Here is a 22,536-nt window from a genome sequence, read left to right as displayed (position 1 = left end):
TTACAAAGAACCGTAAGAGCGTTCCGACTTGCGCATGGCAGACAGCGGGCTAGAGTTGCGCCATGTCGCGATTTCTTACCGTCCTGCTTTGCCTGCTCACACCGCTTGCCGCCCACGCCCGCTGCGATGGCACCGACTTGATCGCGGCACTGCCCGCGACCGAGCAACAGGCCCTGTCCGACCGCGCCAATGCCACGGCCTATCCCAACGGGCTGTTGTGGCAGGCGGTCAGGGATGACACCACGATAACGCTTTTTGGCACCTACCATTTTGAACATGCCCGGACATCCGCGCATCTGGCGGCGCTTACCCCGCTGATCGATCAGGCCGACAGCGTTTACCTTGAAGTGTCGAACGCGGATCAGACACAGTTGCAGCGCGAACTGGCCGATGATCCGTCGATCATGTTCATCACCGAAGGCGACACCCTGCCCGATCTTCTGGGCGAAGAGGACTGGCAACGCCTGTCCGCCGAGATGCAGGCGCGGGCAATTCCCGGTTTCATGGCCGCAAAGTTCAAACCCTTCTGGGCGGCGATGATGCTGGGCATCGGCCCGTGTGAGGCCCGCAACGCCGCCACCAAGGAAAATGGCATCGACAAGCAGATCGGCGATTACGCCAGCAGCATCGGAAATGACAGCCGCTCGCTTGAGGATTTTCGCACCCTTCTGACCCTGTTCGACAGCTTCCCGCTGGAAGAGCAGCTTGACATGATCCGGCTGCTCTTTGCCTCATCCGGGGATGCGGATGACCTGGCCTACACGCTGCGACAACGCTATCTGGCGCAGGAAGTCGCCCTGATCTGGGAGTTTTCGCGCCTCGTTTCGCTGAAATTCGGGGGGGCGACGGCCGAAGCTGATTTCGCCCTTTTCGAAGAACAATTGCTGATCAAACGCAATCGGGAGTGGATCGACCTGCTGATCCGCGACGCCCCCGGCAAGAACCTGTTCCTGGCCGTGGGGGCGGCACATCTGCCGGGCGATTATGGCGTTTTACGCTTGCTTGAGGAACAAGGCTTTACAATCAAACGTCTGCCCTTTGACGCACTCTGATCGCGCCTGATCCGTCGCGCGCCGCCGATACCAGCCACTCGGCAGGAACACCGATGGTGCCCCGCGCGGCCCGAGGAGAAGGCCGGAGGCCGACGACGAGAGAACAGGCGTGCGCGCCAGCGCGCTCAATTTAACAGCCCCTCTCGCCTCTTCGCGCTTGACCGTTGTTCAGAGCCAAGGCATCACCGCCCCATGCTAATCTACAAAATTTTCCGCGCCCCGGAATGGGCTACCCTGAAAGACCAGAAAGAAACCGCCGGAGCACCTGTCGACATGGCCGATGGGTACGTGCATTTCTCGACACTCGCCCAGGCGCCGGAAACGGCGGCAAAGCACTTTGCCGGTGAGGACGGGTTGATGCTGCTGGCGGTCGAGGCCGACACGCTGGGCGACGCGCTGAAATGGGAGCCGTCCCGCGATGGTGCCCTCTTCCCGCATCTTTATCGCAATTTACGCCTGAGCGATGTGCATTGGGCGCAACCATTGCCGCTGATCAACGGCCAGCACCAGTTTCCACCGGGCCTGACATGACGCTGATCGAACGCATGGGACTGGCCGCGTTGCACCGGTTCGATCCGGAAACCGCGCACGGGCTGGCAATCAGGGCGCTTCGGGCGGGCCTGACACCTGCGCCGGGGCCTGTCACCTCATCACGCCTGCGCTGCCGGGTTGCGGGCCTCAACCTGCCCAACCCCGTGGGTCTTGCCGCCGGGTTTGACAAGAACGCCACTGCGCTTGCCCCGCTCTCGAGGGCCGGATTCGGATTCATCGAAGTGGGGGCAATCACGCCACGGCCCCAGCCCGGCAATCCACGCCCGCGCCTTTTCCGGCTGCGCGAAGACAAGGCCGTCATCAACCGTTTCGGGTTCAATAATGACGGGATGGAGACGGCGCTTCAGCGCTTGTCAAAACGTCCGGCTGGTGCCGTCATCGGCCTTAACCTGGGGGCCAACAAGGACAGTGCGGACCGGGCCGAAGATTTTGCCCGCGTGCTGGCGCATTGCGGGCGGCACCTGGATTTCGCCACCGTCAATGTGTCCAGTCCCAACACGGAAAAACTGCGCGACCTTCAGGGCCCCAAGGCGCTTTCGGCCCTGCTGAAAGGCGTGATCGAAGCGCGCAACTGGTTGCAGAATCCCATTCCGGTCTTTCTGAAAATCGCGCCGGACCTGACCCAGTCCGAACTGGGTGATATCGCCGAGGTTGCCCTGTTGTCGGGGCTGGACGCGATCATCGCCACCAACACGACCCTTTCGCGCGAGGGTCTGACCAATCCGCACAAGGACGAGGCCGGCGGCCTTTCCGGCGCACCGCTTTTTGATAAATCGACCCGCGTGCTGGCCGAGCTTGCAGACATGACCGATGGCAATATCCCTCTGATCGGCGTCGGGGGTATCAGCACCGCCAAGGACGCCTATGCCAAGATTTGCGCCGGGGCCAGCGCGGTGCAGCTATATTCGGCGCTGGTTTACCAGGGGCTGTCGCTGTCCGGTGAGATCGCCAAAGGTCTCGACCAACTTCTTGACGCCGATGGATACACCCATATCTCGCAGGCGACAGGCACGAAAAAACAGGACTGGCTATGACAACCATCTGGCACAACCCCCGCTGTTCGAAATCCCGGCAAACGCTGGCATTGCTGGAAGAGCGCGGCGAAGAGGTTACGATCCGCACCTATCTGACCGATGCGCCAAGCGCCGATGACATCCGCGCCGCCCTTGGAACACTGGGCCTGAAAGCCATCGACATTATCCGCACCGGTGAGGCCGCGTTCAAGGAACTGGGTCTCAGCAAGACCGACGACGACGAAACCCTGATCGCTGCGATGGTCGAAAGCCCGAAGCTGATCGAGCGCCCGATCGTCTTCAAGGGGGATCGCGCCGCCCTGGGACGTCCGCCGGAAAACGTGCTGGATATCCTGTGATCCGGGCCGCATGACCCTGCTTCGAAGCCTCTCCAACGGTATCGACGCGATCATCTTTGATCTGGCCCGGCAGTTGCGCTGGTCCTTCCTGCCGCCGGTGATGATCTACTTTGCCTATGGGCTGTCGACCGTGACCACGATTGTCGGCACTTTTTTCGTCAAGGATTACCTTGATCTTTCTGCTGCCTACCTGGCCGGGCTGGCATTCTGGGCGGGCCTGCCCTGGGCGTTGAAAATGCCGCTGGGGCATCTGGTTGATATCATCTGGAAATGGAAATGGCTGCTTGTGTGGCTGGGTGCCAGCCTGATCGCAGCAAGCGTCATCATCATGTATCTGGTGATTGCGCAGACCCAGATGATGCAGGCGCTGATGCCGATCAGTGCCTGGTATATCACCTCGTTCATTCTGGCCCCATGCGGCGCGGTCATCCAGGATGCCGTCGCCGACGCAATGTCTGTGGAGGCCGTGCCCAAGGTTAACGAGACCGGTGCACCCATTCCGGATGATGTCTCAAAAACGCTGCACACGACGATGCAGACACTGGGCCGTTTTGCCCTGATCGGCGGCACGGTCGTGGTTGCCGCCGTCAACATCTACATGTTCTCGGATATCGAGGGGATGAGCGAGGCCGACAAGGCAGCGATTTACGCACGCATCTACCTTATCGCGCTCGCGATCCCGCTGATTTCGGTGTCGGGCGTTGTTCTGGCGGGCGCCCAACGGCTTCGGCGGCAGCGCGTCCTGTTGCGGCGGGGCATGTCGCCCGAGGACATCGACGCGCTCAACCGTCCGGACGAAGAGACAACACCGAACCCCTGGTATTTCATCGGCGGCGCAGGTTTCGTGGCACTTACCCTCACCGTGGGCCTGACCGATATCCCCTATGGGCAAGAGATCATCTTTGCAGGCTCCATGACCATTGTGCTGCTGTTGATGCGCCAGCTTATCGCGGTTCTCAGCCCGGCCCAGGCAAAGGCGTTGGTAGGCACGGCATTGATCTTGTTTTTCTTTCGTGCAGTCCCACTGCCCGGGCCGGGCCAGACGTGGTTTCAGATCGACATTCTGGAGTTTGATCAGCGGTTTTTATCTGTCCTGTCGCTTATCGTCTCGGTCCTGACACTGGTGGGCATGGTGGTGCTGCGCCCGACGATGTCCAACCGGTCGATCACCTGGCTGGTGGTGATGCTGACCCTTGCCGCGGGCGTGCTGACACTACCCAATATCGGGCTTTATTATGGCATGCATCACTGGACGTCGACTGTCACCGGCGGCATTGTCGATGCGCGCTTCATCGCCATCATTGATACGGCGGCCGAATCCCCGCTGGGGCAGATCGCCGTGATCCCGATGCTGGCCTGGATTGCCCGCAGCGCACCCCGGCACCTGAAGGCCACATTCTTTGCGGTCATGGCGTCATTCACCAATCTTGCCCTTTCTGCCAGCGCGCTTTCGACCAAGTATCTCAACCAGATTTTCATCATCACCCGCGAAGTCAAAGACAACACGACAGGCAAGGTGCTAACCGCCGCCGATTACAGCGAATTGGGGATGCTTCTGATCGCGGTCACGCTGATCACGGTCGGCCTGCCACTGATCGTCATCTACATCGTCCAGCGTTCACCCCTTCGAACCAGTGATTGACGCGCCTTTCGCAATCCAACACTGATGGTCCCCAGCGGGCGAAAGCCCATGAGGGACGCGCAGCATGACCAGCCACGCCACAAAAGAGAAAGCCGCCAGAAACGTCAGTCTCTATCCGTGGTACCAGTTTGGGCGCAATTTGGTTTTCTGGCAGGCGGTCTGGTTTCTATTCTTCCAGAACAGGCTGTCGGCGTCCGAGGCGATCCTGCTCTATGCGCTCTACGATATCGGCACCACTGTGCTGGAGGTGCCATCGGGCTATATGTCCGACCGGATCGGACGACGGTTTACGCTGATCGCCTCGGGTGCTGCGGGTTTGATCGGCGCGTCGCTGCTCAGCCTGGGTGACGCATTTATGGTCTTTGCCCTGGCGCAGATTTTCCTGGGTGCCAGCACCGCGTTCAATTCCGGGACGGATAGTGCGTTATTGTTCGAATCCCTTGCCGCCAGCGAACAACAGGACCAGATCGAGGCGCAGGAACTCAGGGCCTGGCGGTTTTCCTTCACTGCGCTGGCGGTTTCGGCGGTGCTGGGCGGGGTGATGTCGTATTTCAGCGAAACGCTGCCCTTTGTCACCAGTGCCCTGGCGGGCCTGGGTGTGCTGGTGATTGCGGCAAAGTTCCGCGAGCCACCGCACCGCGATGAAAGGGTGCCGCAGGGGTCGGAATGGATGCGACTAGCCTCTCTCAGACCCGCCCTGACGCAACCGGTGTTGACCTGGCTCTTTGTGCTGAGCGTGCTGATGTATGGTTTCAGCCACCTTCCCTTTGTTTTCGGCCAGCCCTTTATCCTGGAGGCGCTGGAAGGTGCGGGCCTTGCCCCGCAGGCGCCGGTGGTCAGCGGGGCAACATCGGCGCTGATGATGCTTTTGTCGATTGCCACGTCGATGATCGCACTGCGCCTGCGCCATGCCATCGGATTGCGTGCGATCCTAACGCTGGCATTTGCCATGCAGGTCGCACTGGTCGCCGTACTGGCGATTACCAACAGCCTTTATGCTATCGCGCTTCTGTTTTTCCGGATGGTGCCGAATTCCCTATCGCAACCCTTCATCCTGGCACGAACACAGCCCCTGTTGGCAGATGAGAGCCGCGCGACATACCTTTCTCTTCGCAGTTTCTGCGCGCGGTTGCTTTTTGCAGGGTCGCTTTACCTTGCGTCCTTGTCGACGTCCCATGCCGGTCAGATGGCCTATGCCGAACTGCAGCGCGTTTTGGGTTGGTATGTTGCAATCGGTATCATCGCCCTGATCGCTTTGCTGTTCTGGGCCCGGCGGATTGCAATCGAGCCGTCCGAGCAGAGCTGAGCGCGCGCGCCATGGCCACGTTGACCAAGAAAATGCCGGCCAAGCGGCGCAACGGGCTTGCCCCCCGTTCACGCTCGGGGCATGCCTATGTGCAGAATGGAACTTGGCCCCTATCTGATACTCGCCTCGCTTGAAGGAGCTGTCACCGCCGCCGTACTGGCGTTGACCGCCGTCGGGCTGTCGCTGGTCTTTGGCGTGATGCGCGTGGTCAACATCGCGCATGGTGAGTTTTTCATGCTGGGCGCGGTCATCGCCTGGTGGATCGCCCATAGTATGGGCGGGCATCCTGCCCTTGGCTTTGCCGTGGCGCTTGTCGTGGCACCGCTGGTCGTCGGGGCGATTGCCGTTGCGGCCGACATGACCATCCTCAAACGTCTGGATTACGATCCCGAACGCACGATCGTCGCCACCATCGGTCTGCTCTATATCATCCAGCAACTGACGTTGATGACCTATGGCCCCGAGGCCCGCCCAGTTGAGGCCCCGTTCAATACGCGGCTGGCGATCCCCTGGTTCGAGAATGGCGAAAACGGGTGGCAGATGATCTGGCCCTGGGGGCTGGGCACGACCTCGTACAAGCTGGCTGTGATCGGCGCGGCAATGACGGTTCTGCTGGGCGTCTGGGTGCTGATGAAACGCACGCGCATCGGGCTGGTCATGCGTGCCACGCAGACGGATCGCGAAATGGCATTGGCGTTCGGCATCCCGGTTGAGCGTATCTATGCGCTTGTATTTGGCCTTGGCGCGGCACTGGCGGCCCTGGCAGCGGTGTTGATCGTGCCCATCCAGCAGGCGCATTACCTGATGGGGGGTGATCCATTGTTGCTCAGCTTCATCGTGGTCATCATCGGCGGGCTTGGCAGCTTGCCGGGGACGGTGCTGGCGGCCATTCTGATTGGTCTTTCGGATGGCATCATCTCGGTCTTTTTCTCACCCACGCTGGCCAAGATTCTGGCAACGCTGCTGGTGGGTTTGGTGCTGGTGTTCAAGCCCGGCGGGTTGACAGGATCGTCCGGCAAATGAGCGCGAAGGCCAAGATCATCGCGCTTCATGGCGGGTTACTGGTGCTGCTTTTCGCGCTGCAATTCGTGCTGCCTGCCTATCACCACGGCAACCTGGCACGGATCATGGTGCTGGCCAGCTACGCTATCGGCTACAATATCCTTTTTGGCTATACCGGGTTGCTCAGCCTTGGGCATGCGCTGTTTTTCGCGGCGGGCATGTATGGCATGGGGCTGGGCATTCAGCATCTTGGCCTGTCCGTCGCCCCCGCATTGCTGGCCGGGATCGCCGCCGGTGCGGTGGTATCGGCCGCGCTGGCCCTGCTGGCGCTGCGTACGGTGGGTGTCGCCTTTATGATCGTCACGCTGATGTTCGCGCAGGCGGGTTATCTGACGGTACTTTATTTCGGCGAATACACACGTGGGGACGAGGGGTTTGTCATTCAGCAGGCGCAGCGCATGCTTTGGGGTATCGACCTGTCAGACGCTACGAACCGTTACTTTGCCGCGCTGATCCTCTTTGCCACCTGTCTTGCGGTTTCGCTCTGGCTGGTGCGCCACCCGTTTGGCAAAACCCTTGTCGCCATCCGCGAAAACGAAGAGCGCGTGCGCATGCTGGGCTATGATATCTTTGTGCACAAGCTTGTGGCCATGATCGTGTCGGGCACCCTCTCGGCGGCGGCGGGCGCGGCTTATGGTCTTCTTTTCGGCTATGCGGGGGCCAGCTTTGCCAGCGTGCAATATTCTATCTTTCCGCTGCTTTGGGTGCTGTTGGGCGGTGCGGGCACCATATTGGGGCCGTTCATTGGCACACTTTTCATGTTCTACCTGATCGACCTCAGCTCTGGCCTGACCAGCGCCTATATGCTGATTGCGGGCGTGGTGCTGGTTCTTCTCACCCTTTTCGCGCCACAAGGACTGGTCGGAGAATTGCGTAACCGCATCTGGCGGTGGCTGCCATGAACCTGCTGTCCACCCATGAGCTATCCAAGCATTTCGACGGGCTGCAAGCGGTGCGCAATGTGTCGATGGATGTTCCCGCCGGGCAGGTGCGCGCATTGATCGGACCGAATGGGGCGGGCAAAACCACGCTTGTCAGCATGATCAGCGGACGCATCGCGCCGTCATCCGGGCAGGTCTTTTTCGATGCGGCGAATGTCACGGCCCTGCCGGCGCATGCACGTATCAGACGGGGTATGGCCTATACGTTTCAGATCACTTCGGTTTTCGAACGGTTGCCCGCAGGAGAGAACGTGGCGCTTGCCGCGCGCCGCCACCTGAAAGGTGCCGCGGTGATTGAGGCCACGCATGAGGCGCTGGAACGAGTTGGTCTGCAATCTTTGATCGATACCGAGGCGGGCGATTTGGCGTATGGCCACCAGCGCCTGCTGGAGATCGCGATGGGGCTGGTGCAACGCCCCCGCCTTCTGATCCTTGATGAACCGACGCAGGGCTTGACCGACGCCGAAATCACCGGGTTCAAGAAACTGGTCCGTGACCTGGCGGGAAAGACAACAATCCTGTTGATCGAGCACAATATGAATGTGGTGATGGAAACCGCCGATCAGGTGACAGTGCTGAATTTTGGCGAAGTTCTTGCCGAAGGATCGCCCGAGGAAATCCGCGCCGAAACGTCGGTTCAGGCAGCATATTTGGGGACGGGCTGATGCTGCAGCTTGACAAGATCAACTCGGGCTATGGCCGGGCGCAGATCTTGCGAGATCTGAGCCTGACCGTTGAAAGCGGTGAAATCCTGTGCCTGCTGGGCCGCAATGGAGCCGGCAAGACCACGACGATGAAAACCATCATGGGCCTTTTGCCGCTGATGTCGGGCCAGATCACATTGGACGGTCAGGATGTCGGCCAACTGCCGCCGCATGAGGTCCCGCGCCGGGGCATCGGATATGTGCCGCAGGGACGCCGATTGTTCACCGGTCTGAGCGTGGCGCAAAACCTTGAAATTGGATTGCGTACGCGGAAAAGCGGACAGGACACGCTGGAAGAGGTTCTGACGCTTTTTCCGCGGCTGCGCGAACGGTATCGCCAGCGGGCTGAAACGCTTTCAGGTGGCGAACAGCAAATGCTAGCGACCGCCCGCGCCCTTTGTCTGCGACCCAAAGTGTTGCTGTTGGATGAGCCGACAGAGGGGTTGCAGCCGTCGATGATCGAGGCCATCCGCCAGGTCATCGTGCAGATGCGGGCGACGGGTGTGGCTGTCCTTCTGGTCGAACAACGGGTGGATGCGGTTTTGTCCGTGGCGGACCGTGTTGCGTTTATCGAAAACGGTCAGGGCGGCGCGGTCGTCCCTGCCGAAACCCTGCGGCAGGATCACAGCATCGTTGAACGGTATATTGGCGTCTGACCCTGATGTTCCCGGCGCAAGCGCCTTACAAAAGGTGTCCGGATTTCGCGGCCTTGGTGGCCAGGTAGGCGCGGTTATGGGCATTCTCGCCCACTTGCAGCGGTACCCTTTCGATGACGGAAATATCGTTGGCCTCCATCATCGCGATCTTTGAGGGGTTGTTGGTCAGAAGCCGCACCGCACTGAAGCCCATCGTCTTGAGGATATGAGCGCCGATGCGAAAATCGCGCTCGTCATCCTCGAACCCCAGCCTGTGATTGGCAGCGACCGTGTCAAAGCCCTGGTCCTGCAGGCTGTAAGCGCGCATTTTGTTGGCCAGGCCGATACCGCGCCCTTCCTGATTGAGATAGAGCAGCAAGCCCTGACCCGCCGCACCCATCTGCGCCAATGCGCCGCGCAACTGCGGACCGCAATCGCATTTCAGGCTCCCCATCAGATCCCCGGTGAAGCAGGCGGAGTGCAGTCGCGCCAGGACCGGTTTGTCGCGTGCAGGCTTGCCGATTTCGATGGCATAATGCTCTTCCCCGCCATCCTCGGGCCGGAAAACATGCAGGCGGCCCGCTTCGCTGACCTCCAGCGGCAACCGCGCACTGACAACCGGGTGCAATGGGCTTGTCATCTCCAAAAGCGGCAGGGCTTGGGCGGCATCCACGCTGGTCAGCGCATGGGTCGCCACGAAATCTTCGGCACCGGTCAGGGGCAACATCAGCGCCGCGGGCAACAAACGCGCGGCCTTGGTCAATTTCAGAGCGATGCGGTGCAGGTCCGCCGATCCGTCGCGTGCGGAAATCAGCGGTCCCTTCATTGGGGTTTTCAGATCGTCGGCCGGATCAGCCACGCCCAATACCCAAGGCAGGGTTGCATCTGTCGGCACCTCTATCCGCGCCAGATCACCGTCATAGGCGCGCGCTTTCAACGTCTCAGCGCGCCGCGCGGTGATGGCCAACACTAGGTCGTTGCCCAACGCGCGCACATCTGCCAGACGCTGAGCGTCCAGCGTTTCCGCCGCCAGCACCAGCGCCGCACCCTGATCATCCGTCAGCACGATCGGCACGCCCATGCGCAGGTCAGCCCGCGCGCGGGCCAGGATTTCGGTGTTGTCAGGTGCCAGGCTCATGGCTTTCCCTCATCCAATTTGTCTCGCCAGACCTACAGTCTTTTGAAATGGAATGAAACATTCCCTCGCGCCGCAACACGTGGCCGTGATTTTACTGTAGCAGACCTTGTTTGGTGGCCGTTAGTACCGCATCTTCCTGAAAACAGCGCAAGGGATTGCCCGATGGGACAACTTAAAAAGATACTGCTGGTCGACGATGATGAGGATCTGCGCGAGGCACTCAGCGAACAGCTGGTGATGACCGAAGATTTTGACGTTTTCGAAGCCAGCAATGGGTCCGAGGCGATGACCAAGGCCAAGGATGCCATTTATGATCTGGTGATCTTGGATGTGGGCCTGCCGGACACCGATGGGCGCGAATTGTGCCGGTTGATGCGCAAACAGGGCGTCAAATCCCCCATCATGATGCTGACAGGCCATGATGGCGATGCTGATACCATCCTTGGACTGGATGCCGGTGCCAATGATTATGTCACCAAACCGTTTAAATTCCCGGTCCTTCTGGCCCGTGTCCGCGCACAGTTGCGCCAGCATGAGCAATCCGAAGACGCGGTTTTCCAGCTGGGGCCGTATACGTTCAAACCGGCGATGAAGATGCTTGAAACGCAGGATGACAAGAAAGTCCGCCTGACCGAGAAAGAAACTAACATTCTCAAGTTTCTCTACCGCTCGACCGAAGGCGTTGTGCCGCGCGACGTGCTGCTGCACGAGGTCTGGGGGTATAATGCGGGCGTCACCACTCACACTCTTGAAACGCATATCTACCGACTGCGCCAAAAGATCGAGCCCGATCCCTCTAACGCGCGCCTGTTGGTAACAGAATCCGGTGGATATCGGTTGTTGGCGTGAAACCCGCGCCTTGACCAAGATCAATGTCTGATCCGCTGTCCCGCTGTTAGGATCAGACCGACATCCCGTTGCATATGCGGGTCATCATATGCACCTCCCTGTTGGACTGACCCCGGCATCGACCGGGGTCTTTTTTTGGGGGAAATTGCGGGCCGCGGGTCGGCACAGCTTTGAAAAAGGTGACAGAAACACTCTCTTGTGGTCTGATATCAGTTGGAAACGCTGAAAAAGATTTGGCCGATGGGGAACGACACACCAGGCAGAAAACCGATGCAGCATGTCAAGCGGCGCTGCCACCGTTGTCACGGATCGGGCCGCGCGCCATGTGAGATTTGTGGCGGGACGGGACAGGTTCCGGGTGGCAAGGATGCGTATGGCAAACCCCTGGCAAATCGGTGTGCCGGATGTTTTGGCGCCAAGACAAGGCGTTGTGCAACCTGCAACGGTGAGGGTTTTGCCTAGCTATGGCGCAGGGCCGGTTCAGAACACCTGACCGGTGAGTTTCGCGTATATCGCGCAAAGCCATAAAATGCCCGGTATGAATGCCGTCAACAAGACCGCAAGCGATCCAAAATCCTTGGCCATACGTGATAATTCGTGGCGTTCGGGGCCGATCCGGTCCACGACAGCTTCGATCGCGCTGTTCAGAACCTCCACCACCAGCACCAAAAGTACCGAGGCAATCAGGATACCCGCCGCGATCGGGCGCTCGGTCAGCCAGAAAGCCGCTGGAACCGAGATCAGGAAGATGATGAATTCCAGACGGAAGGCTTCTTCCCCGCGCCATATGTCACCAAATCCGGTCTTGGAGTTGCGGTAAGCGGCGCTTAACCGCGCGAACCCTTTCAATGGCTGATGTCCCAAAGCGGCTCTTGTCCCCAATTGCTATGTGCTTCACCTGCACTCTAGGTGTGGTAAAATAACCTGTCGATACGAAATCTTGTGCCCGGAAAACCCTGCATTGCACAAACTGCAATGCCGCATTGCAGCATAAATAGTGACAAGCCGCGTCAGGCCGCTTATAAGGCGCGAAAATTCAGGAATTGCACAGGATTCTCTCCATGACCACGCTTGTCTTTGGCCACAAATCGCCCGACACGGATTCTACCGGCTCTCCCATCCTCTGGGCCTGGTATCTCAATGAAATGAAGGGCGGCAATGCTGAGGCGGTTCTGCTGGGCGAACCCAATACCGAAGCCGCCTTCATGCTGAACCGCTGGGACTTGCCAAAACCGCAGATTATCGCGGAGGTGGAAGAAGGTCAGGCCTGTGTAATCGTCGACACCAACAACCCGGCCGAATTACCCGAGAACATCAATAATGCCGATGTGCAGGCGATCATCGACCATCACAAGCTGGTTGGTGGCTTGGAAACAAAAGGTCCGATTGATATCACCATCCGCCCGCTGGCCTGTACCGCGACCATCATTGTGGATCTGATGGGCGACGATGCTGCCCGCATGCCCGATTGGGCCAAGGGTGCGGCGCTGACCTGCATCCTTTCCGATACGCTGGAATTCCGCAGCCCGACCACAACCGATCATGACCGCGCCGTCGCCGAGAAACTGGCCGCTGAACTGGGTATCAACGTCACCGAATACGCCGCCGAGATGTTTGCCGCCAAATCAGATGTCTCCGCGTTCTCCGACGCGGAATTGCTGCGCATGGACAGCAAGGAATATGGCGTAGGCGATACCAAGTTCCGCGTCAGCGTTCTGGAAACCACTGCGCCTGCCACGGTTCTGGACCGCAAGGCCAGCCTTATGGACAGCATGACAAGTGTCGCGGCCGAGGACGGCGTTGATCAGGTGCTACTGTTCGTGGTCGATATTCTGAACGAAGAAGCCACCCTGCTGGTGCCTAACGATCTGGTGAAATCCGTGGCCGAGAAATCCTTTGGTGCCACCGTCTCGGGCGATGCGGTTGTTCTGCCGGGCATGATGAGCCGCAAGAAACAGATCATTCCGAACCTGGTGGTCTGATCCCATCACAGCCGATTGAAAGGGCCCGTGCAAAGACGCGCGGGCCTTTTTCGTTGCAATTGTCCAGTTAGAAATCGCGGCGCTTTTCAGCCCCGTGATAGAGGATATCGGCCCAGGTCTCGTTTACCTTGTCGCGCAACGCCAGATCCTCGGGCGCCATGTCCTGCTTGGGTCGCCCGGCGCGCTTGAAATTGCCATGGGGGTCTTCACCGCGCACAAGCTGCGCATAGGTCGGCACGATTGTCTGTTCGACATGCGGCGGCATATAGGGTTGGATCACGAACCCGATGCGCCGATCATCGCTTTGGTTCGGTTGCGAGCTGTGGATTACCCGTGCGCTGTGAAACGAGGCCTGACCGGGCCTGAGTGGCGTCGAGATCGCCTTGCTTTCGTCCACATCGCGCACTTCTTGTCCGCGGGTCAGGATATTGTCCTCGCCGAAGGTATCGTCATGGGCCTGCAATTCCTTATGACTGCCCGGGATCATCCGCATGCAACCGCTTTGATCATTGGCGTCGGAAAGCGCCACCCAGGCGGTCACGCCAACATGCGGCTCAAGCCCCATGTAGCGCGCGTCCTGATGCCAACTGACAAACCCCGGATCGTGCGGTTCCTTGATGAACAGGACGGTGCCGTAGTTCAGGATGTTCGGTCCCACCAGATCTTCGGCAGCATCCACAAGGCCCGAATTATGGACGATTTCATCAAGACACATCAGGTTCAGGTGCGCGTTGTTGCGCGCAGCACCGACAAAGGCTTCGGGCCATTTTGCTTCGGCCTCTTCAAGTGCTTTGCGAAGGCGCGCGGCCTCGTCTTCGGAAAAGATATCAACCGGGGCAACGAAACCGTCGCGATGATATGCCTCGATCTGTGCTTCTGTCAGTTTTTTGCCCATAATCCCCTCTCCCGCAATGGAATACAGGGCCATGAAGCCACCGGTTTGACCGTACAGTCTATTCCAAAAGCGTCATTCCGTCAGGGCGTTTATGAACCGCACCAGATGCGCGGCCACCTGGTCCCCCGCTTCGAGCAAGAGCGAGTGTTTGAGTTCCGGTAAAATAACCAGTTCGGAATTCGGCAATGCCTTGTCAATCAATCGGTTCAAACGCGGGTTGCACCCGCCATCGTTTTCACCCGTTAGCACCAATGAGGGGGCGTTAACCTCATGCAACCAAGGGGCCATTTCAGTACCCGCATAGATGCGAAACACGTTCAGAAAGACATCCGGATCGGTATCAACCACTTGTTGCAATCGCCGCTCAACCACATCCGCATGTGCGCTGATGAAGCCATCCGTGAACCAGCGATCCGTCAGCGTGCCCAGCACCTGCGGAATGCCCTTTTCTTCCATTGCACGCACGACGCCGCAGACCTTGGCGCTATCATCTTCGGTCCGAAAGGCCGCGGTGGACAAAAGGCCAAGTGATTTCACCCGATCTGGGAATTTGCGTGCGTAGGCAGGCCCAATCATCCCGCCCAGCGAATGCCCGGCGAAATGTGCGGTTTCGAATCCTGTGCGCTCACGTACCCGTTCCAGGTCATCCACCAGTTCGTCGAGGCCAAATTCACCCGTTGGCATGGCTGAGGCACCATGACCGCGCAGGTCATAGGTGATCACGGTGAAATGCGGGATCAGCACCGGCAGTGCCTTGGCCCAGGTGTTGCGCGCGGCCCCAATGCCGTGGATTAGAAAGAGCGGTGGGCCATCACCCTGAACCGTGTATTCGCAATCAATGACAGTATTCATCGCCAGCCCCTAATCCGGAAATTTGTCCGAACTCAGCTGCCCGCCCGATCCCCAGTCGGATTTGTCGACATCGGTGATCACAACATGAACGCTTTCAGGGTTGCCACCGGCCGCCCCGATAAACGCGTCGGTCAGATCGCGCACCAGCGCGCGCTTCTGCTCAACACTGCGTCCCTTGAACATTTCAACCCGGATGATCGGCATGGCCCAGCCCCTTATTCAGATTTTGGGCGCACCACGTGAAATGCGCCGCTCATGTAGGTCAAAGGTTGTTCCCCCGCATCGGAAATACCGGTGACGTCACCGATACAAATCGCATGGCTGCCATGAATGACCGTGCGGTTCAACGAACAGGCAAAGGACGTCGCGCGCGGCAAAATGGGTCCTTCGTCTGTATTGGTAACCTCCAGCCCCTCGAACCGGTTTGGTTTGGTCTGATCAAAGGCACCGGCAAAGCGATTGGCCAGTTCGACGGCATCTTCGCTCAGTATATTGACGCAAAAGACGCCGTTATCCTTGACCGCCTGCGCGATCCGGCTATCGGCCTTGAGGCAGACCAGAACCGAAGGCGGATCCGCACTTAGCGACGAAAACGCGCTGACCGTGGCGCCCGATTGACCCGCCGGGCCGTCGGTTGTGACCACGGTGACGGTCGAGGCGACCTTGCGCATCGCGGTGATGAAGGCCTGACGCGCCAGTTTCATTGCGCGGCCTCCTGAATTGCCGGGCGACCGGTGAAATGCGGCATCACCTCTTCGGCAAAGCACTGGATAGCATCCAGCGTCTCGGGCGCCTCCAGGCCGAAATTCATGCTCAGAATAACCCGGTCGATCCCCAGCTCGGCATAGGGGCCCAGCTTGTCAATCATCTCTTGCGGCGTGCAAATCAAAAGGCTTTCTCCCAGCTCTTCCACCGTCTGATCGCGCGGCAGCTCTCTGACCATACCGTTATCCACGATACCGGGGCCGGTAAAGACATTATCAAACCGACTGTAGTAGTGGTAGGCCATCTCTATCTTGCGTCGCCGTTCAGCGTCGGTCTTGGCCATATGCGCCACCCGGCTCAAGGTCAGGGTCAGATGTTCACCATCAGCGCCCATTTCATCCTTTGCCCTATTGAAGCCGCCCACCTGGTCCAGCAGCAACTGATGATTGCCCGACAATGGCGTGGTCTGGATGTGGAAACCGCGCTTGGTGCAATGGTAAATCCCTTCAGGGTTCATCACCGCCATCATCATCGAGATCGGCCGGACCGGGCGCGGCATGATCGTCAGCGGCTCGAACTGATAGTAAGTCCCGTCCCAACTGACCTCTTCGCGGGTCAGAAGCGCCTGTAACACGTCAAGTGATTCATTGAACCGCGCCTGGGTTTCGCCCATCGGCACACCCAATCGCTCCATCTCGTAAGCAAAAGCACCACGTCCAACACCCAAGAGCAAACGGCCCTCGGTAAAGATATCGGCGACGACAACCTCACCGGCATAGCTGCGCATGTCATGCAAGGGCAGAACGACGATCGAGGTCATGATCTTGATACGGCTGGTATGCGCGGCAATCTTGACGGCAAACTGCAACGGCGCGGGCATCATCAGGCAATTCATAAGGTGATGTTCGGTGATCGAAACCGCATCAAACCCCAACCGGTCCCCCAGCATGGCCTGATCCAGCATGTCCGCATAGACACGATCGCCACCATAGGATTTGTCCGGATAATCCGCCGAAAGCTGAAGACTGAATTCCATTGCCGCTACTCCTGTCGCGCAGGCAAGATGGCAGAAAAGCATGAATTAGGAAAACGGATTTAATCTATCCTAAGTATAAAATATTTTGCATTATCGCCGCATGAATATCAGCGCCATCCAGACATTCCTGACCGTGGTCCGCACCGGCAATCTCAATCGCGCGGCGGACCAGTTGAACGTGACCCAATCTGCCGTGACTGCCCGGCTGGACACTCTGGAACAGGCGCTAGGGGCAAAACTGCTCACCCGATCCCGCAAAGGCGCCAGCCTCACCAAGCCCGGTTTCGCCTTCCTGGAACAGGCCGAGGTGATCGTGCGCAGTTGGGAAAACGCTCGTGCACGCTCCAGCCTGCCACGAGGGGTGACGCGGTTGTTCAGCTTTGTCTGCCATCCATCGCTCTGGACCGGATTGGGCGAAGAGTGGATTGCAGCCCTGAGGTCCCGCCAGATCGAGACGGCCATCGAGGTTTGGACCGGCCTGAGCAGCGACGCTGCCCGCTGGCTGCAAAGCGGGCTCAGCGACGCAGCCTTACTGCCCGAACCGTTGAACGATCCAGGTCTCGAAAGCCGGGAACTTTTGACCGACCGCCTGGTGCATGTGACCCCCCACAAGACACATCATAAATCCCGGGACCGAGATTATATCTACGTCGACTACGGTCCTGCCATCCGCGCGCAGCACGCCCAGATCCTGCCAGCTGATGAAACCGCAGCGGTTGCCCATTCCAATCCGGATTGGGCTTTGGCGCATCTTCTGGCGCATGGTGGCTCAGCCTACCTGCCGGAGCGCCTGATCAAGAACCATGTCGCGGCAGGTCAGCTGCACAAAATCTCAGGCACACCGGAATTCACCCGCCGCACGCATCTAAGCTGGCGAAAGTCTTCCGAGGCGACCTTTCCCTGGCTGGCCGACCCCAAGAACTGACCCGCGCCTGCAAAGGCGCATACCCCTGACGCGCCGCGCAACTTCGGCGTCACAGATCATTCTGGCACCGTCAAAGCAATCCGGGGGTTTGGGGGACGCCCCCAAAGGCTGCGTGCCTTGAACGCAAGACTTCAACGCGTAAGCGCAAGCGAACTCCTTTCAGAAACAGCCGGTTGATCACACTGGCAAATTCAACTTTTGCCTGCCATAGATACGGATATGACCCAGATCATTCAGTCCCTGTCCGAGATTTCCAACCGCTACGAGGCGCTTTTTGTCGACCTCTGGGGCTGTGTACATAACGGTATTACCCCCTTCCCTAGCGCCGTTTCTGCCCTGCAATCCTACCGCGCCAATGGCGGCCGGGTGGTCCTGGTCACGAATTCACCGCGCGCCCGCGATCGGGTCGAAATTCAGCTTGGTCAGATCGGTGTGCCGCGGGATTGCTGGGATACCATCGCCACCTCCGGTGACAGTGCCCGGGCCGCAATGTTTCGCGGTGTCGTAGGGAAAAACGTCTATTTCATCGGCAAGGAAGACGATCACAAGATTTTCGAACCGATCAGGATCGTTGAAAACCCCGTCAAAGTTGTTCCGGTACCGTTGAGCGAGGCAGAAGGCATTGTCTGCGCCGGCCCTTTTGATGCGTCCGCCGATCCTGCCACGATGCGCCCGGATTTTCTGTATGCCAAACAAAAAGGCCTCAAGCTGCTTTGTGCAAATCCCGATATCGTCGTGGATCGAGGTGATCACCGTGAATGGTGCGCCGGGGCGCTGGCCAAGCTTTACACCGAAATGGGCGGTGAAAGCCTCTATTTCGGCAAACCCCACCCGCCGATCTATGATCTGGCGCGCCGCCGTCTGACAAGTCTTGGCAAGGATATCGATTCGGCGGCCATTTTGGCCATCGGAGATGGCATCCTGACAGACATCGCGGGCGCCATGGGTGAGGACATCGACAGCCTTTTCATCTCTGGCGGGCTAGCCGCGATGGAAACCAAAACGTCGCAGCAACCAGATGAAGAAGCGCTAAGAGCTTATCTTGAAAGCAAAAATTACACGCCGACCTATACGATTGGCCATTTACGATAATGCCAGAAAAGACTTGATTTTCTGCAACTGCAAAGTAATAAAGTTCCAACTTTTGACGCCGGCACATCAGAAAATTGCGCGCCGGATCTGACTGGAGGGTCGAATGTTGGATAATATGCCGCGCGGAACCATCACCATCGAACAAATCGAGATGGGCATGACGCGGTCTCTGCGCAAAGTGGTGACCGACAAGGATATCGAGATGTTCGCCGAGGTCTCGACCGACCACAACCCGGTACATCTGGACGACGATTATGCGCGCGACACGATATTCGAGGGACGCATCGCCCACGGCATGCTGACCGCGGGCCTGATCTCGGCCGTCATCGGAGAGCAATTGCCCGGTCACGGCACCGTCTACATGGGCCAGACGCTTAAGTTCCTGGCCCCGGTGCGCCCTGGCGACATGGTCGAAGCGCAGGTCGAGGTCATTGGCATTGATCATGGCAAGCGCCGCGTCCAACTGGATTGCCGCTGCATGGTTAACGGCAAGAAAGTCCTGATCGGTGAGGCGACTGTGCTGGCACCCTCGGGTAAATTTGACTGAGCTCAACCCTGCAATCCGGAACCTTACCCGCGCTTTGAACGATCTGCGCGCTTAATTGCACGAACCATCATTAATCGTACAACTGAAATGGCCTATCTGTTTGTCACCACAACCGACAAATCAGGAGGCCATCATGCCCGCAAAATTCGTCACCAAACATATTCACGCTTACCTTGACTACCCCGTCGCGCTGGCCCTGATCGGGCTGCCCTTTCTGCTTGATCTGGGAAGCACACATCCAATGGCATTCTGGCTCTCGGTTGTCACCGGTATCGCCGCGTTCCTGCTGACAGTTCTGACAGATCACCACCTGGGTCTGATAAGGGTGATCCCCTATTATGTGCATATGGCCGTTGATCTGGTCGTCGGCCTGACCTTCCTTGCCGCGCCTTTCCTCTTCGGGTTCACCGGTCTTGACGCCATATTCTATTGGCTGAACGGCGCCGCTGTCTGCCTCGTGATCGCCTCGCATAAATCCGATATGCCGACCCAGCCGGCGGAATGAAATCTGACGGGCGTTGCAGCGCGCTTTATCCAAAAGCAGTGCAGCGCCCGGCCCCGTCACCAACACGCTTGCACAGGACCGCACGGGACGCTACCCCTGCCCCATGCGCATCATCCGTGACTATGACTATCTTGACCCGTCCGACCGTGGCGCCAGCGTGGCGATCGGCAATTTCGACGGGGTTCATATCGGCCACCGGACCGTGATCGACCTGGCTCGCAAAGCCGCCGACGCCGACAATGCCCCGCTTGGTATCCTAACCTTCGAGCCGCACCCGCGCGAATATTTTGCCCCCGATGCGCGCCCCTTCCGCCTGATGGGTCCCGAAGCACGCGCGCACCGGTTGGAAAAACTTGGCGTTCAACGGCTCTACGAATTGAATTTCAACGCCGCCCTTTCGGCCCTGTCGCCCCGCGAATTCGCCCAGAACGTGATCCATGACGGATTGGGACTGACCCATGTTGTCGTCGGTGCCGATTTCTGTTTTGGCAAAGGCCGGGCAGGCAATGCCAACCACCTTCAGGAGTTCGGTGCCGAGATGGGCTTTGGCGTTACCATCACCGAGCTGCTTGAGGGCCAGCAGGGGCAGGTTTCGTCCACTGCGATCCGAACCGCGCTCAGCGAAGGCCGCCCGGACGATGCGGCGGCGATGCTGGGCCATTGGCACCGGATCGAAGGCCCGGTGGTCGGAGGTGAACAGCGCGGTCGCGAGTTGGGCTATCCCACCACCAACATGTCCATCGAGGGGCTTCACCCGCCCAAATTCGGCGTCTACGCGGTGTTTGTCGATGTCCTGGACGGGCCGCACAAGGGCAGTTACCGGGGCGCGGCCAGCCTGGGAGTACGCCCGATGTTCAACGGTGAAATTCCTAATCTGGAAACCTTTATTTTCGATTTCTCCGGCGATCTCTACGGTGCCGACCTGTCGGTGGCGCTGGTCGAATATCTGCGCCCTGAAGAAACGTTCGAGAGCCTTGAAGCCTTTATCGCCCAGATGGATGCCGACTGCGCCCGTGCGCGGGACATTCTGGCGGGCGCATGAAAGATCCGATCGACCGAACCGGCCTGCGCCCGCGCTTCTGGGAAACCGTGCGCCCGGACCGCATGACCCAGAAGGAATGGGAGGCGCTGTGTGACGGCTGTGGCAAATGCTGCATGAACAAGCTGGAGGACGAGGACAGCGGCGAGGTTGCGCTGACCTGCATTGCCTGCCGCCTGTTCGAAGATGACAATTGCCGTTGCACGCAATATCCGACACGCCATCAATTTGTGCCGGAATGCGTGGTGCTCAGCCCTAAGAATATGGATCAAAACCTCTATTGGATCCCCGAAACCTGCGCCTACAAACTGCTCTGGACCGGCCAAACGCTGTTTGACTGGCATCCTTTGATTTCGGGCGACCCGCAGACCGTGCATGATGCGGGCGTGTCGATGCAGCATCGCACTGTGCCTGAATTCGAGGTCGATGAAGACGACTGGGAAAACCACATTATCGAGGAACCTGTTTAGATGTATTTCGCCTCTGACAACACCGGCCCCGCCCTTCCTGCCGTCCTCAAGGCGGTGACCGAGGCCAATACCGGCTACCAGCCGTCCTATGGCGAAGATCAGATGATGGCAGAGGTTCGCAGCCTGATCCGCAGCGCGTTCGAAGCCCCTGACGCGGCGGTCTATCTGGTGGCCACAGGCACGGCGGCCAATGCGCTGGCGCTGTCGACGCTGGCGCATCCCTGGCAGACGATCTTTTGCACGCCGCTGGCTCATGTCCACACCGATGAATGCCATGCGCCCGAGTTCTTTACCGGTGGCGCAAAGCTAAGCCTTGTCGGCGAAAGCGATCGGATGACGCCCGAGCAACTGGCCGCGCGGATTGAAAGCTGGACCTATGGCGATGTGCATGTATCGCAGCGTGGGCCGGTGTCGATCACCCAGGTGACAGAGATGGGGCATGTCTATTCCCTGAATGAAATCAATACCCTGACCAGCCTTGCCAAGACCTACCGCCTGCCGGTCCATATGGATGGTGCCCGGTTTGCCAATGCGCTGGCGGCCTTGGATTGCACACCCGCCGAGATGACTTGGCGGGCGGGTATCGACGTGCTTAGTTTTGGGGGCACCAAGAACGGGTGCATGGGCGTCGAGGCGGTGGTGTTTTTCGATCCGAAACATGCGTGGGAGTTCGAGCTGCGTCGCAAACGCGCGGCGCATCTGTTTTCCAAACACCGCTACCTGTCGGCGCAGATGCTGGGGTATCTGCGCGACGGGCTGTGGCGCGAGACCGCCAAGACCGCCAACGCCGCCTGCGCGCGGCTGACAGCGGGTCTGCGCGAGGTGCCCGGTGCGGAATTTCAGAACGATCCACAGGCCAACATGATCTTCGCCACCCTGCCCCGCGCCACCCATCAGCGACTGCATGATGCCGGTGCGGCCTATGGGCTGATGGCCCCGCTCAAGGGCGATGACCCGGCCGAGGCGCTGCCGATGCGGCTGGTCTGTGACTGGTCGATGACAGACGCGCTGATCGACCAGTTTCTTGAAATCGCGAAGGGCTGATCCACTGGCGGAATGCGCGGATTTCGTCTGCCGAAACACCGACGCCGCCAAAAACCAAGGAGAATCGGGTTAACATGCTGAAAACGCTTGAAATTCCATGTCGGTATAACGTCGGTATTTTGTCGGTATTACGTCGGTGTGAAAATCGGTAATTCGCCGGGTTAACAGGGCGAACGCACGAGATTTCGGAC

General features: G+C 59.1%; 26 protein-coding genes. 19 read left to right on the top strand and 7 right to left on the bottom strand.

Annotated elements, in window-relative coordinates; all coding sequences use genetic code 11:
* Window positions 1–62 precede the first annotated feature (62 nt).
* From Q1B27_RS12775 to Q1B27_RS12730, 10 genes are all read left to right on the top strand, one after another.
* On the top strand, window positions 63–1,052 hold the full coding sequence (locus tag Q1B27_RS12775; protein WP_299848122.1) for a TraB/GumN family protein: 990 nt from the start codon (window positions 63–65) through the stop codon (window positions 1,050–1,052).
* Window positions 1,053–1,244: 192 nt separating this feature from the next.
* On the top strand, window positions 1,245–1,583 hold the full coding sequence (locus Q1B27_RS12770) for a DUF952 domain-containing protein (protein ID WP_299848120.1): 339 nt from the start codon (window positions 1,245–1,247) through the stop codon (window positions 1,581–1,583).
* Window positions 1,580–2,638 (top strand): quinone-dependent dihydroorotate dehydrogenase, encoded by a 1,059-nt coding sequence (locus tag Q1B27_RS12765; protein WP_299848118.1) that lies wholly within the window; start codon window positions 1,580–1,582, stop codon window positions 2,636–2,638. Before Q1B27_RS12770 ends, Q1B27_RS12765 begins: the two co-directional genes overlap by 4 nt.
* Complete coding sequence (arsC, locus tag Q1B27_RS12760) at window positions 2,635–2,976, top strand: arsenate reductase (glutaredoxin) (RefSeq protein ID WP_299848116.1); 342 nt, start codon at window positions 2,635–2,637, stop codon at window positions 2,974–2,976. The genes Q1B27_RS12765 and arsC overlap by 4 nt, the downstream gene beginning before the upstream one ends.
* Before the next feature lie 10 nt (window positions 2,977–2,986).
* On the top strand, window positions 2,987–4,618 hold the full coding sequence (locus Q1B27_RS12755) for a hypothetical protein (protein WP_299848114.1): 1,632 nt from the start codon (window positions 2,987–2,989) through the stop codon (window positions 4,616–4,618).
* Window positions 4,619–4,682: 64 nt separating this feature from the next.
* Window positions 4,683–5,924, top strand: coding sequence for an MFS transporter (locus Q1B27_RS12750; RefSeq protein ID WP_299848112.1), 1,242 nt, complete (start codon window positions 4,683–4,685; stop codon window positions 5,922–5,924).
* Window positions 5,925–6,020: 96 nt separating this feature from the next.
* Entirely contained in the window at window positions 6,021–6,947 is a 927-nt protein-coding gene (locus Q1B27_RS12745) for a branched-chain amino acid ABC transporter permease (protein ID WP_299848330.1), read from the top strand.
* Window positions 6,944–7,888, top strand: a complete 945-nt coding sequence (locus tag Q1B27_RS12740) for a branched-chain amino acid ABC transporter permease (RefSeq protein ID WP_299848111.1) — start codon at window positions 6,944–6,946, stop codon at window positions 7,886–7,888. The genes Q1B27_RS12745 and Q1B27_RS12740 overlap by 4 nt, the downstream gene beginning before the upstream one ends.
* A complete protein-coding gene (locus Q1B27_RS12735; RefSeq protein WP_299848110.1) occupies window positions 7,885–8,592 on the top strand; it encodes an ABC transporter ATP-binding protein in 708 nt (235 codons plus the stop codon). Before Q1B27_RS12740 ends, Q1B27_RS12735 begins: the two co-directional genes overlap by 4 nt.
* Window positions 8,592–9,287, top strand: coding sequence for an ABC transporter ATP-binding protein (locus Q1B27_RS12730; protein WP_299848109.1), 696 nt, complete (start codon window positions 8,592–8,594; stop codon window positions 9,285–9,287). Before Q1B27_RS12735 ends, Q1B27_RS12730 begins: the two co-directional genes overlap by 1 nt.
* Before the next feature lie 25 nt (window positions 9,288–9,312).
* Here the strand turns inward: Q1B27_RS12730 and ribA are convergent, their stop codons facing one another.
* Entirely contained in the window at window positions 9,313–10,404 is a 1,092-nt protein-coding gene (ribA, locus tag Q1B27_RS12725) for a GTP cyclohydrolase II (protein WP_299848108.1), read from the bottom strand.
* A 162-nt stretch (window positions 10,405–10,566) separates the two neighbouring features.
* On the opposite strand from ribA, the gene Q1B27_RS12720 reads away from it, so the two are divergent.
* The gene (locus Q1B27_RS12720) at window positions 10,567–11,253 is read left to right on the top strand and encodes a response regulator transcription factor (protein WP_299848107.1); all 687 of its coding nucleotides are present in this window, start codon (window positions 10,567–10,569) and stop codon (window positions 11,251–11,253) included.
* A 480-nt stretch (window positions 11,254–11,733) separates the two neighbouring features.
* Here the strand turns inward: Q1B27_RS12720 and Q1B27_RS12715 are convergent, their stop codons facing one another.
* Entirely contained in the window at window positions 11,734–12,102 is a 369-nt protein-coding gene (locus Q1B27_RS12715) for a diacylglycerol kinase (RefSeq protein WP_299848105.1), read from the bottom strand.
* 212 nt (window positions 12,103–12,314) lie between these two features.
* Here Q1B27_RS12715 and Q1B27_RS12710 point away from each other — a divergent pair, with 212 nt between their 5' ends.
* Window positions 12,315–13,235: a manganese-dependent inorganic pyrophosphatase gene (locus Q1B27_RS12710; protein ID WP_299848103.1), complete on the top strand. Its 921-nt coding sequence runs from the start codon at window positions 12,315–12,317 to the stop codon at window positions 13,233–13,235.
* 67 nt (window positions 13,236–13,302) lie between these two features.
* Here the strand turns inward: Q1B27_RS12710 and Q1B27_RS12705 are convergent, their stop codons facing one another.
* The 5 genes from Q1B27_RS12705 to Q1B27_RS12685 form a co-directional block, all read right to left on the bottom strand.
* Window positions 13,303–14,130 carry a phytanoyl-CoA dioxygenase family protein gene (locus tag Q1B27_RS12705; protein WP_299848101.1) on the bottom strand — a complete coding sequence of 276 codons (828 nt, stop codon included), beginning with the start codon at window positions 14,128–14,130 and terminating at the stop codon, window positions 13,303–13,305.
* Between the two features lie 72 nt (window positions 14,131–14,202).
* The gene (locus Q1B27_RS12700) at window positions 14,203–14,982 is read right to left on the bottom strand and encodes an alpha/beta fold hydrolase (protein WP_299848098.1); all 780 of its coding nucleotides are present in this window, start codon (window positions 14,980–14,982) and stop codon (window positions 14,203–14,205) included.
* 9 nt (window positions 14,983–14,991) lie between these two features.
* The gene (locus Q1B27_RS12695) at window positions 14,992–15,186 is read right to left on the bottom strand and encodes a 2-hydroxymuconate tautomerase (RefSeq protein WP_299848096.1); all 195 of its coding nucleotides are present in this window, start codon (window positions 15,184–15,186) and stop codon (window positions 14,992–14,994) included.
* Between the two features lie 11 nt (window positions 15,187–15,197).
* On the bottom strand, window positions 15,198–15,686 hold the full coding sequence (locus tag Q1B27_RS12690) for a flavin reductase family protein (protein ID WP_299848094.1): 489 nt from the start codon (window positions 15,684–15,686) through the stop codon (window positions 15,198–15,200).
* The gene (locus Q1B27_RS12685; RefSeq protein ID WP_299848091.1) at window positions 15,683–16,723 is read right to left on the bottom strand and encodes an LLM class flavin-dependent oxidoreductase; all 1,041 of its coding nucleotides are present in this window, start codon (window positions 16,721–16,723) and stop codon (window positions 15,683–15,685) included. Before Q1B27_RS12685 ends, Q1B27_RS12690 begins: the two co-directional genes overlap by 4 nt.
* Before the next feature lie 100 nt (window positions 16,724–16,823).
* Between Q1B27_RS12685 and Q1B27_RS12680 the strand changes: the two genes are divergently transcribed.
* The 7 genes from Q1B27_RS12680 to Q1B27_RS12650 all read left to right on the top strand — a co-directional run bounded on the left by Q1B27_RS12680 (window position 16,824) and on the right by Q1B27_RS12650 (window position 22,345).
* The gene (locus Q1B27_RS12680) at window positions 16,824–17,648 is read left to right on the top strand and encodes a LysR family transcriptional regulator (protein WP_299848087.1); all 825 of its coding nucleotides are present in this window, start codon (window positions 16,824–16,826) and stop codon (window positions 17,646–17,648) included.
* Between the two features lie 219 nt (window positions 17,649–17,867).
* Window positions 17,868–18,740, top strand: coding sequence for a TIGR01459 family HAD-type hydrolase (locus tag Q1B27_RS12675; RefSeq protein WP_299848085.1), 873 nt, complete (start codon window positions 17,868–17,870; stop codon window positions 18,738–18,740).
* Window positions 18,741–18,843: 103 nt separating this feature from the next.
* On the top strand, window positions 18,844–19,287 hold the full coding sequence (locus Q1B27_RS12670; RefSeq protein ID WP_299848082.1) for a MaoC family dehydratase: 444 nt from the start codon (window positions 18,844–18,846) through the stop codon (window positions 19,285–19,287).
* 133 nt (window positions 19,288–19,420) lie between these two features.
* Window positions 19,421–19,792, top strand: coding sequence for a hypothetical protein (locus Q1B27_RS12665; RefSeq protein ID WP_299848080.1), 372 nt, complete (start codon window positions 19,421–19,423; stop codon window positions 19,790–19,792).
* A 103-nt stretch (window positions 19,793–19,895) separates the two neighbouring features.
* Window positions 19,896–20,834, top strand: coding sequence for a bifunctional riboflavin kinase/FAD synthetase (locus tag Q1B27_RS12660; RefSeq protein WP_299848077.1), 939 nt, complete (start codon window positions 19,896–19,898; stop codon window positions 20,832–20,834).
* Entirely contained in the window at window positions 20,831–21,301 is a 471-nt protein-coding gene (locus tag Q1B27_RS12655) for a YcgN family cysteine cluster protein (protein ID WP_299848075.1), read from the top strand. The genes Q1B27_RS12660 and Q1B27_RS12655 overlap by 4 nt, the downstream gene beginning before the upstream one ends.
* Window positions 21,302–22,345, top strand: coding sequence for a low specificity L-threonine aldolase (locus Q1B27_RS12650; protein ID WP_299848073.1), 1,044 nt, complete (start codon window positions 21,302–21,304; stop codon window positions 22,343–22,345).
* Window positions 22,346–22,536: the final 191 nt, after the last annotated feature.

It is taken from the genome of uncultured Roseovarius sp. (assembly GCF_947489715.1).
Lineage (GTDB): Bacteria > Pseudomonadota > Alphaproteobacteria > Rhodobacterales > Rhodobacteraceae > Roseovarius.
The sequence above is the reverse complement of the archived record's forward strand: the minus strand, read 5'-3'. Positions and strand labels throughout refer to the sequence as shown.

What these genes read in the sequence shown, in the direction of transcription:
- Q1B27_RS12700 (WP_299848098.1), bottom strand. Translation starts at nt 14,982, where the DNA reads ATGAATACTGTCATTGATTGCGAATACACGGTTCAGGGTGATGGCCCA.
- arsC (WP_299848116.1), top strand. Translation starts at nt 2,635, where the DNA reads ATGACAACCATCTGGCACAACCCCCGCTGTTCGAAATCCCGGCAAACG.
- Q1B27_RS12770 (WP_299848120.1), top strand. Translation starts at nt 1,245, where the DNA reads ATGCTAATCTACAAAATTTTCCGCGCCCCGGAATGGGCTACCCTGAAA.
- Q1B27_RS12685 (WP_299848091.1), bottom strand. Translation starts at nt 16,723, where the DNA reads ATGGAATTCAGTCTTCAGCTTTCGGCGGATTATCCGGACAAATCCTAT.
- Q1B27_RS12650 (WP_299848073.1), top strand. Translation starts at nt 21,302, where the DNA reads ATGTATTTCGCCTCTGACAACACCGGCCCCGCCCTTCCTGCCGTCCTC.
- Q1B27_RS12720 (WP_299848107.1), top strand. Translation starts at nt 10,567, where the DNA reads ATGGGACAACTTAAAAAGATACTGCTGGTCGACGATGATGAGGATCTG.
- Q1B27_RS12765 (WP_299848118.1), top strand. Translation starts at nt 1,580, where the DNA reads ATGACGCTGATCGAACGCATGGGACTGGCCGCGTTGCACCGGTTCGAT.
- Q1B27_RS12750 (WP_299848112.1), top strand. Translation starts at nt 4,683, where the DNA reads ATGACCAGCCACGCCACAAAAGAGAAAGCCGCCAGAAACGTCAGTCTC.
- Q1B27_RS12675 (WP_299848085.1), top strand. Translation starts at nt 17,868, where the DNA reads ATGACCCAGATCATTCAGTCCCTGTCCGAGATTTCCAACCGCTACGAG.
- Q1B27_RS12740 (WP_299848111.1), top strand. Translation starts at nt 6,944, where the DNA reads ATGAGCGCGAAGGCCAAGATCATCGCGCTTCATGGCGGGTTACTGGTG.
- ribA (WP_299848108.1), bottom strand. Translation starts at nt 10,404, where the DNA reads ATGAGCCTGGCACCTGACAACACCGAAATCCTGGCCCGCGCGCGGGCT.
- Q1B27_RS12730 (WP_299848109.1), top strand. Translation starts at nt 8,592, where the DNA reads ATGCTGCAGCTTGACAAGATCAACTCGGGCTATGGCCGGGCGCAGATC.
- Q1B27_RS12775 (WP_299848122.1), top strand. Translation starts at nt 63, where the DNA reads ATGTCGCGATTTCTTACCGTCCTGCTTTGCCTGCTCACACCGCTTGCC.
- Q1B27_RS12665 (WP_299848080.1), top strand. Translation starts at nt 19,421, where the DNA reads ATGCCCGCAAAATTCGTCACCAAACATATTCACGCTTACCTTGACTAC.
- Q1B27_RS12660 (WP_299848077.1), top strand. Translation starts at nt 19,896, where the DNA reads ATGCGCATCATCCGTGACTATGACTATCTTGACCCGTCCGACCGTGGC.
- Q1B27_RS12745 (WP_299848330.1), top strand. Translation starts at nt 6,021, where the DNA reads ATGGAACTTGGCCCCTATCTGATACTCGCCTCGCTTGAAGGAGCTGTC.
- Q1B27_RS12680 (WP_299848087.1), top strand. Translation starts at nt 16,824, where the DNA reads ATGAATATCAGCGCCATCCAGACATTCCTGACCGTGGTCCGCACCGGC.
- Q1B27_RS12670 (WP_299848082.1), top strand. Translation starts at nt 18,844, where the DNA reads ATGTTGGATAATATGCCGCGCGGAACCATCACCATCGAACAAATCGAG.
- Q1B27_RS12695 (WP_299848096.1), bottom strand. Translation starts at nt 15,186, where the DNA reads ATGCCGATCATCCGGGTTGAAATGTTCAAGGGACGCAGTGTTGAGCAG.
- Q1B27_RS12735 (WP_299848110.1), top strand. Translation starts at nt 7,885, where the DNA reads ATGAACCTGCTGTCCACCCATGAGCTATCCAAGCATTTCGACGGGCTG.
- Q1B27_RS12710 (WP_299848103.1), top strand. Translation starts at nt 12,315, where the DNA reads ATGACCACGCTTGTCTTTGGCCACAAATCGCCCGACACGGATTCTACC.
- Q1B27_RS12705 (WP_299848101.1), bottom strand. Translation starts at nt 14,130, where the DNA reads ATGGGCAAAAAACTGACAGAAGCACAGATCGAGGCATATCATCGCGAC.
- Q1B27_RS12690 (WP_299848094.1), bottom strand. Translation starts at nt 15,686, where the DNA reads ATGAAACTGGCGCGTCAGGCCTTCATCACCGCGATGCGCAAGGTCGCC.
- Q1B27_RS12755 (WP_299848114.1), top strand. Translation starts at nt 2,987, where the DNA reads ATGACCCTGCTTCGAAGCCTCTCCAACGGTATCGACGCGATCATCTTT.
- Q1B27_RS12655 (WP_299848075.1), top strand. Translation starts at nt 20,831, where the DNA reads ATGAAAGATCCGATCGACCGAACCGGCCTGCGCCCGCGCTTCTGGGAA.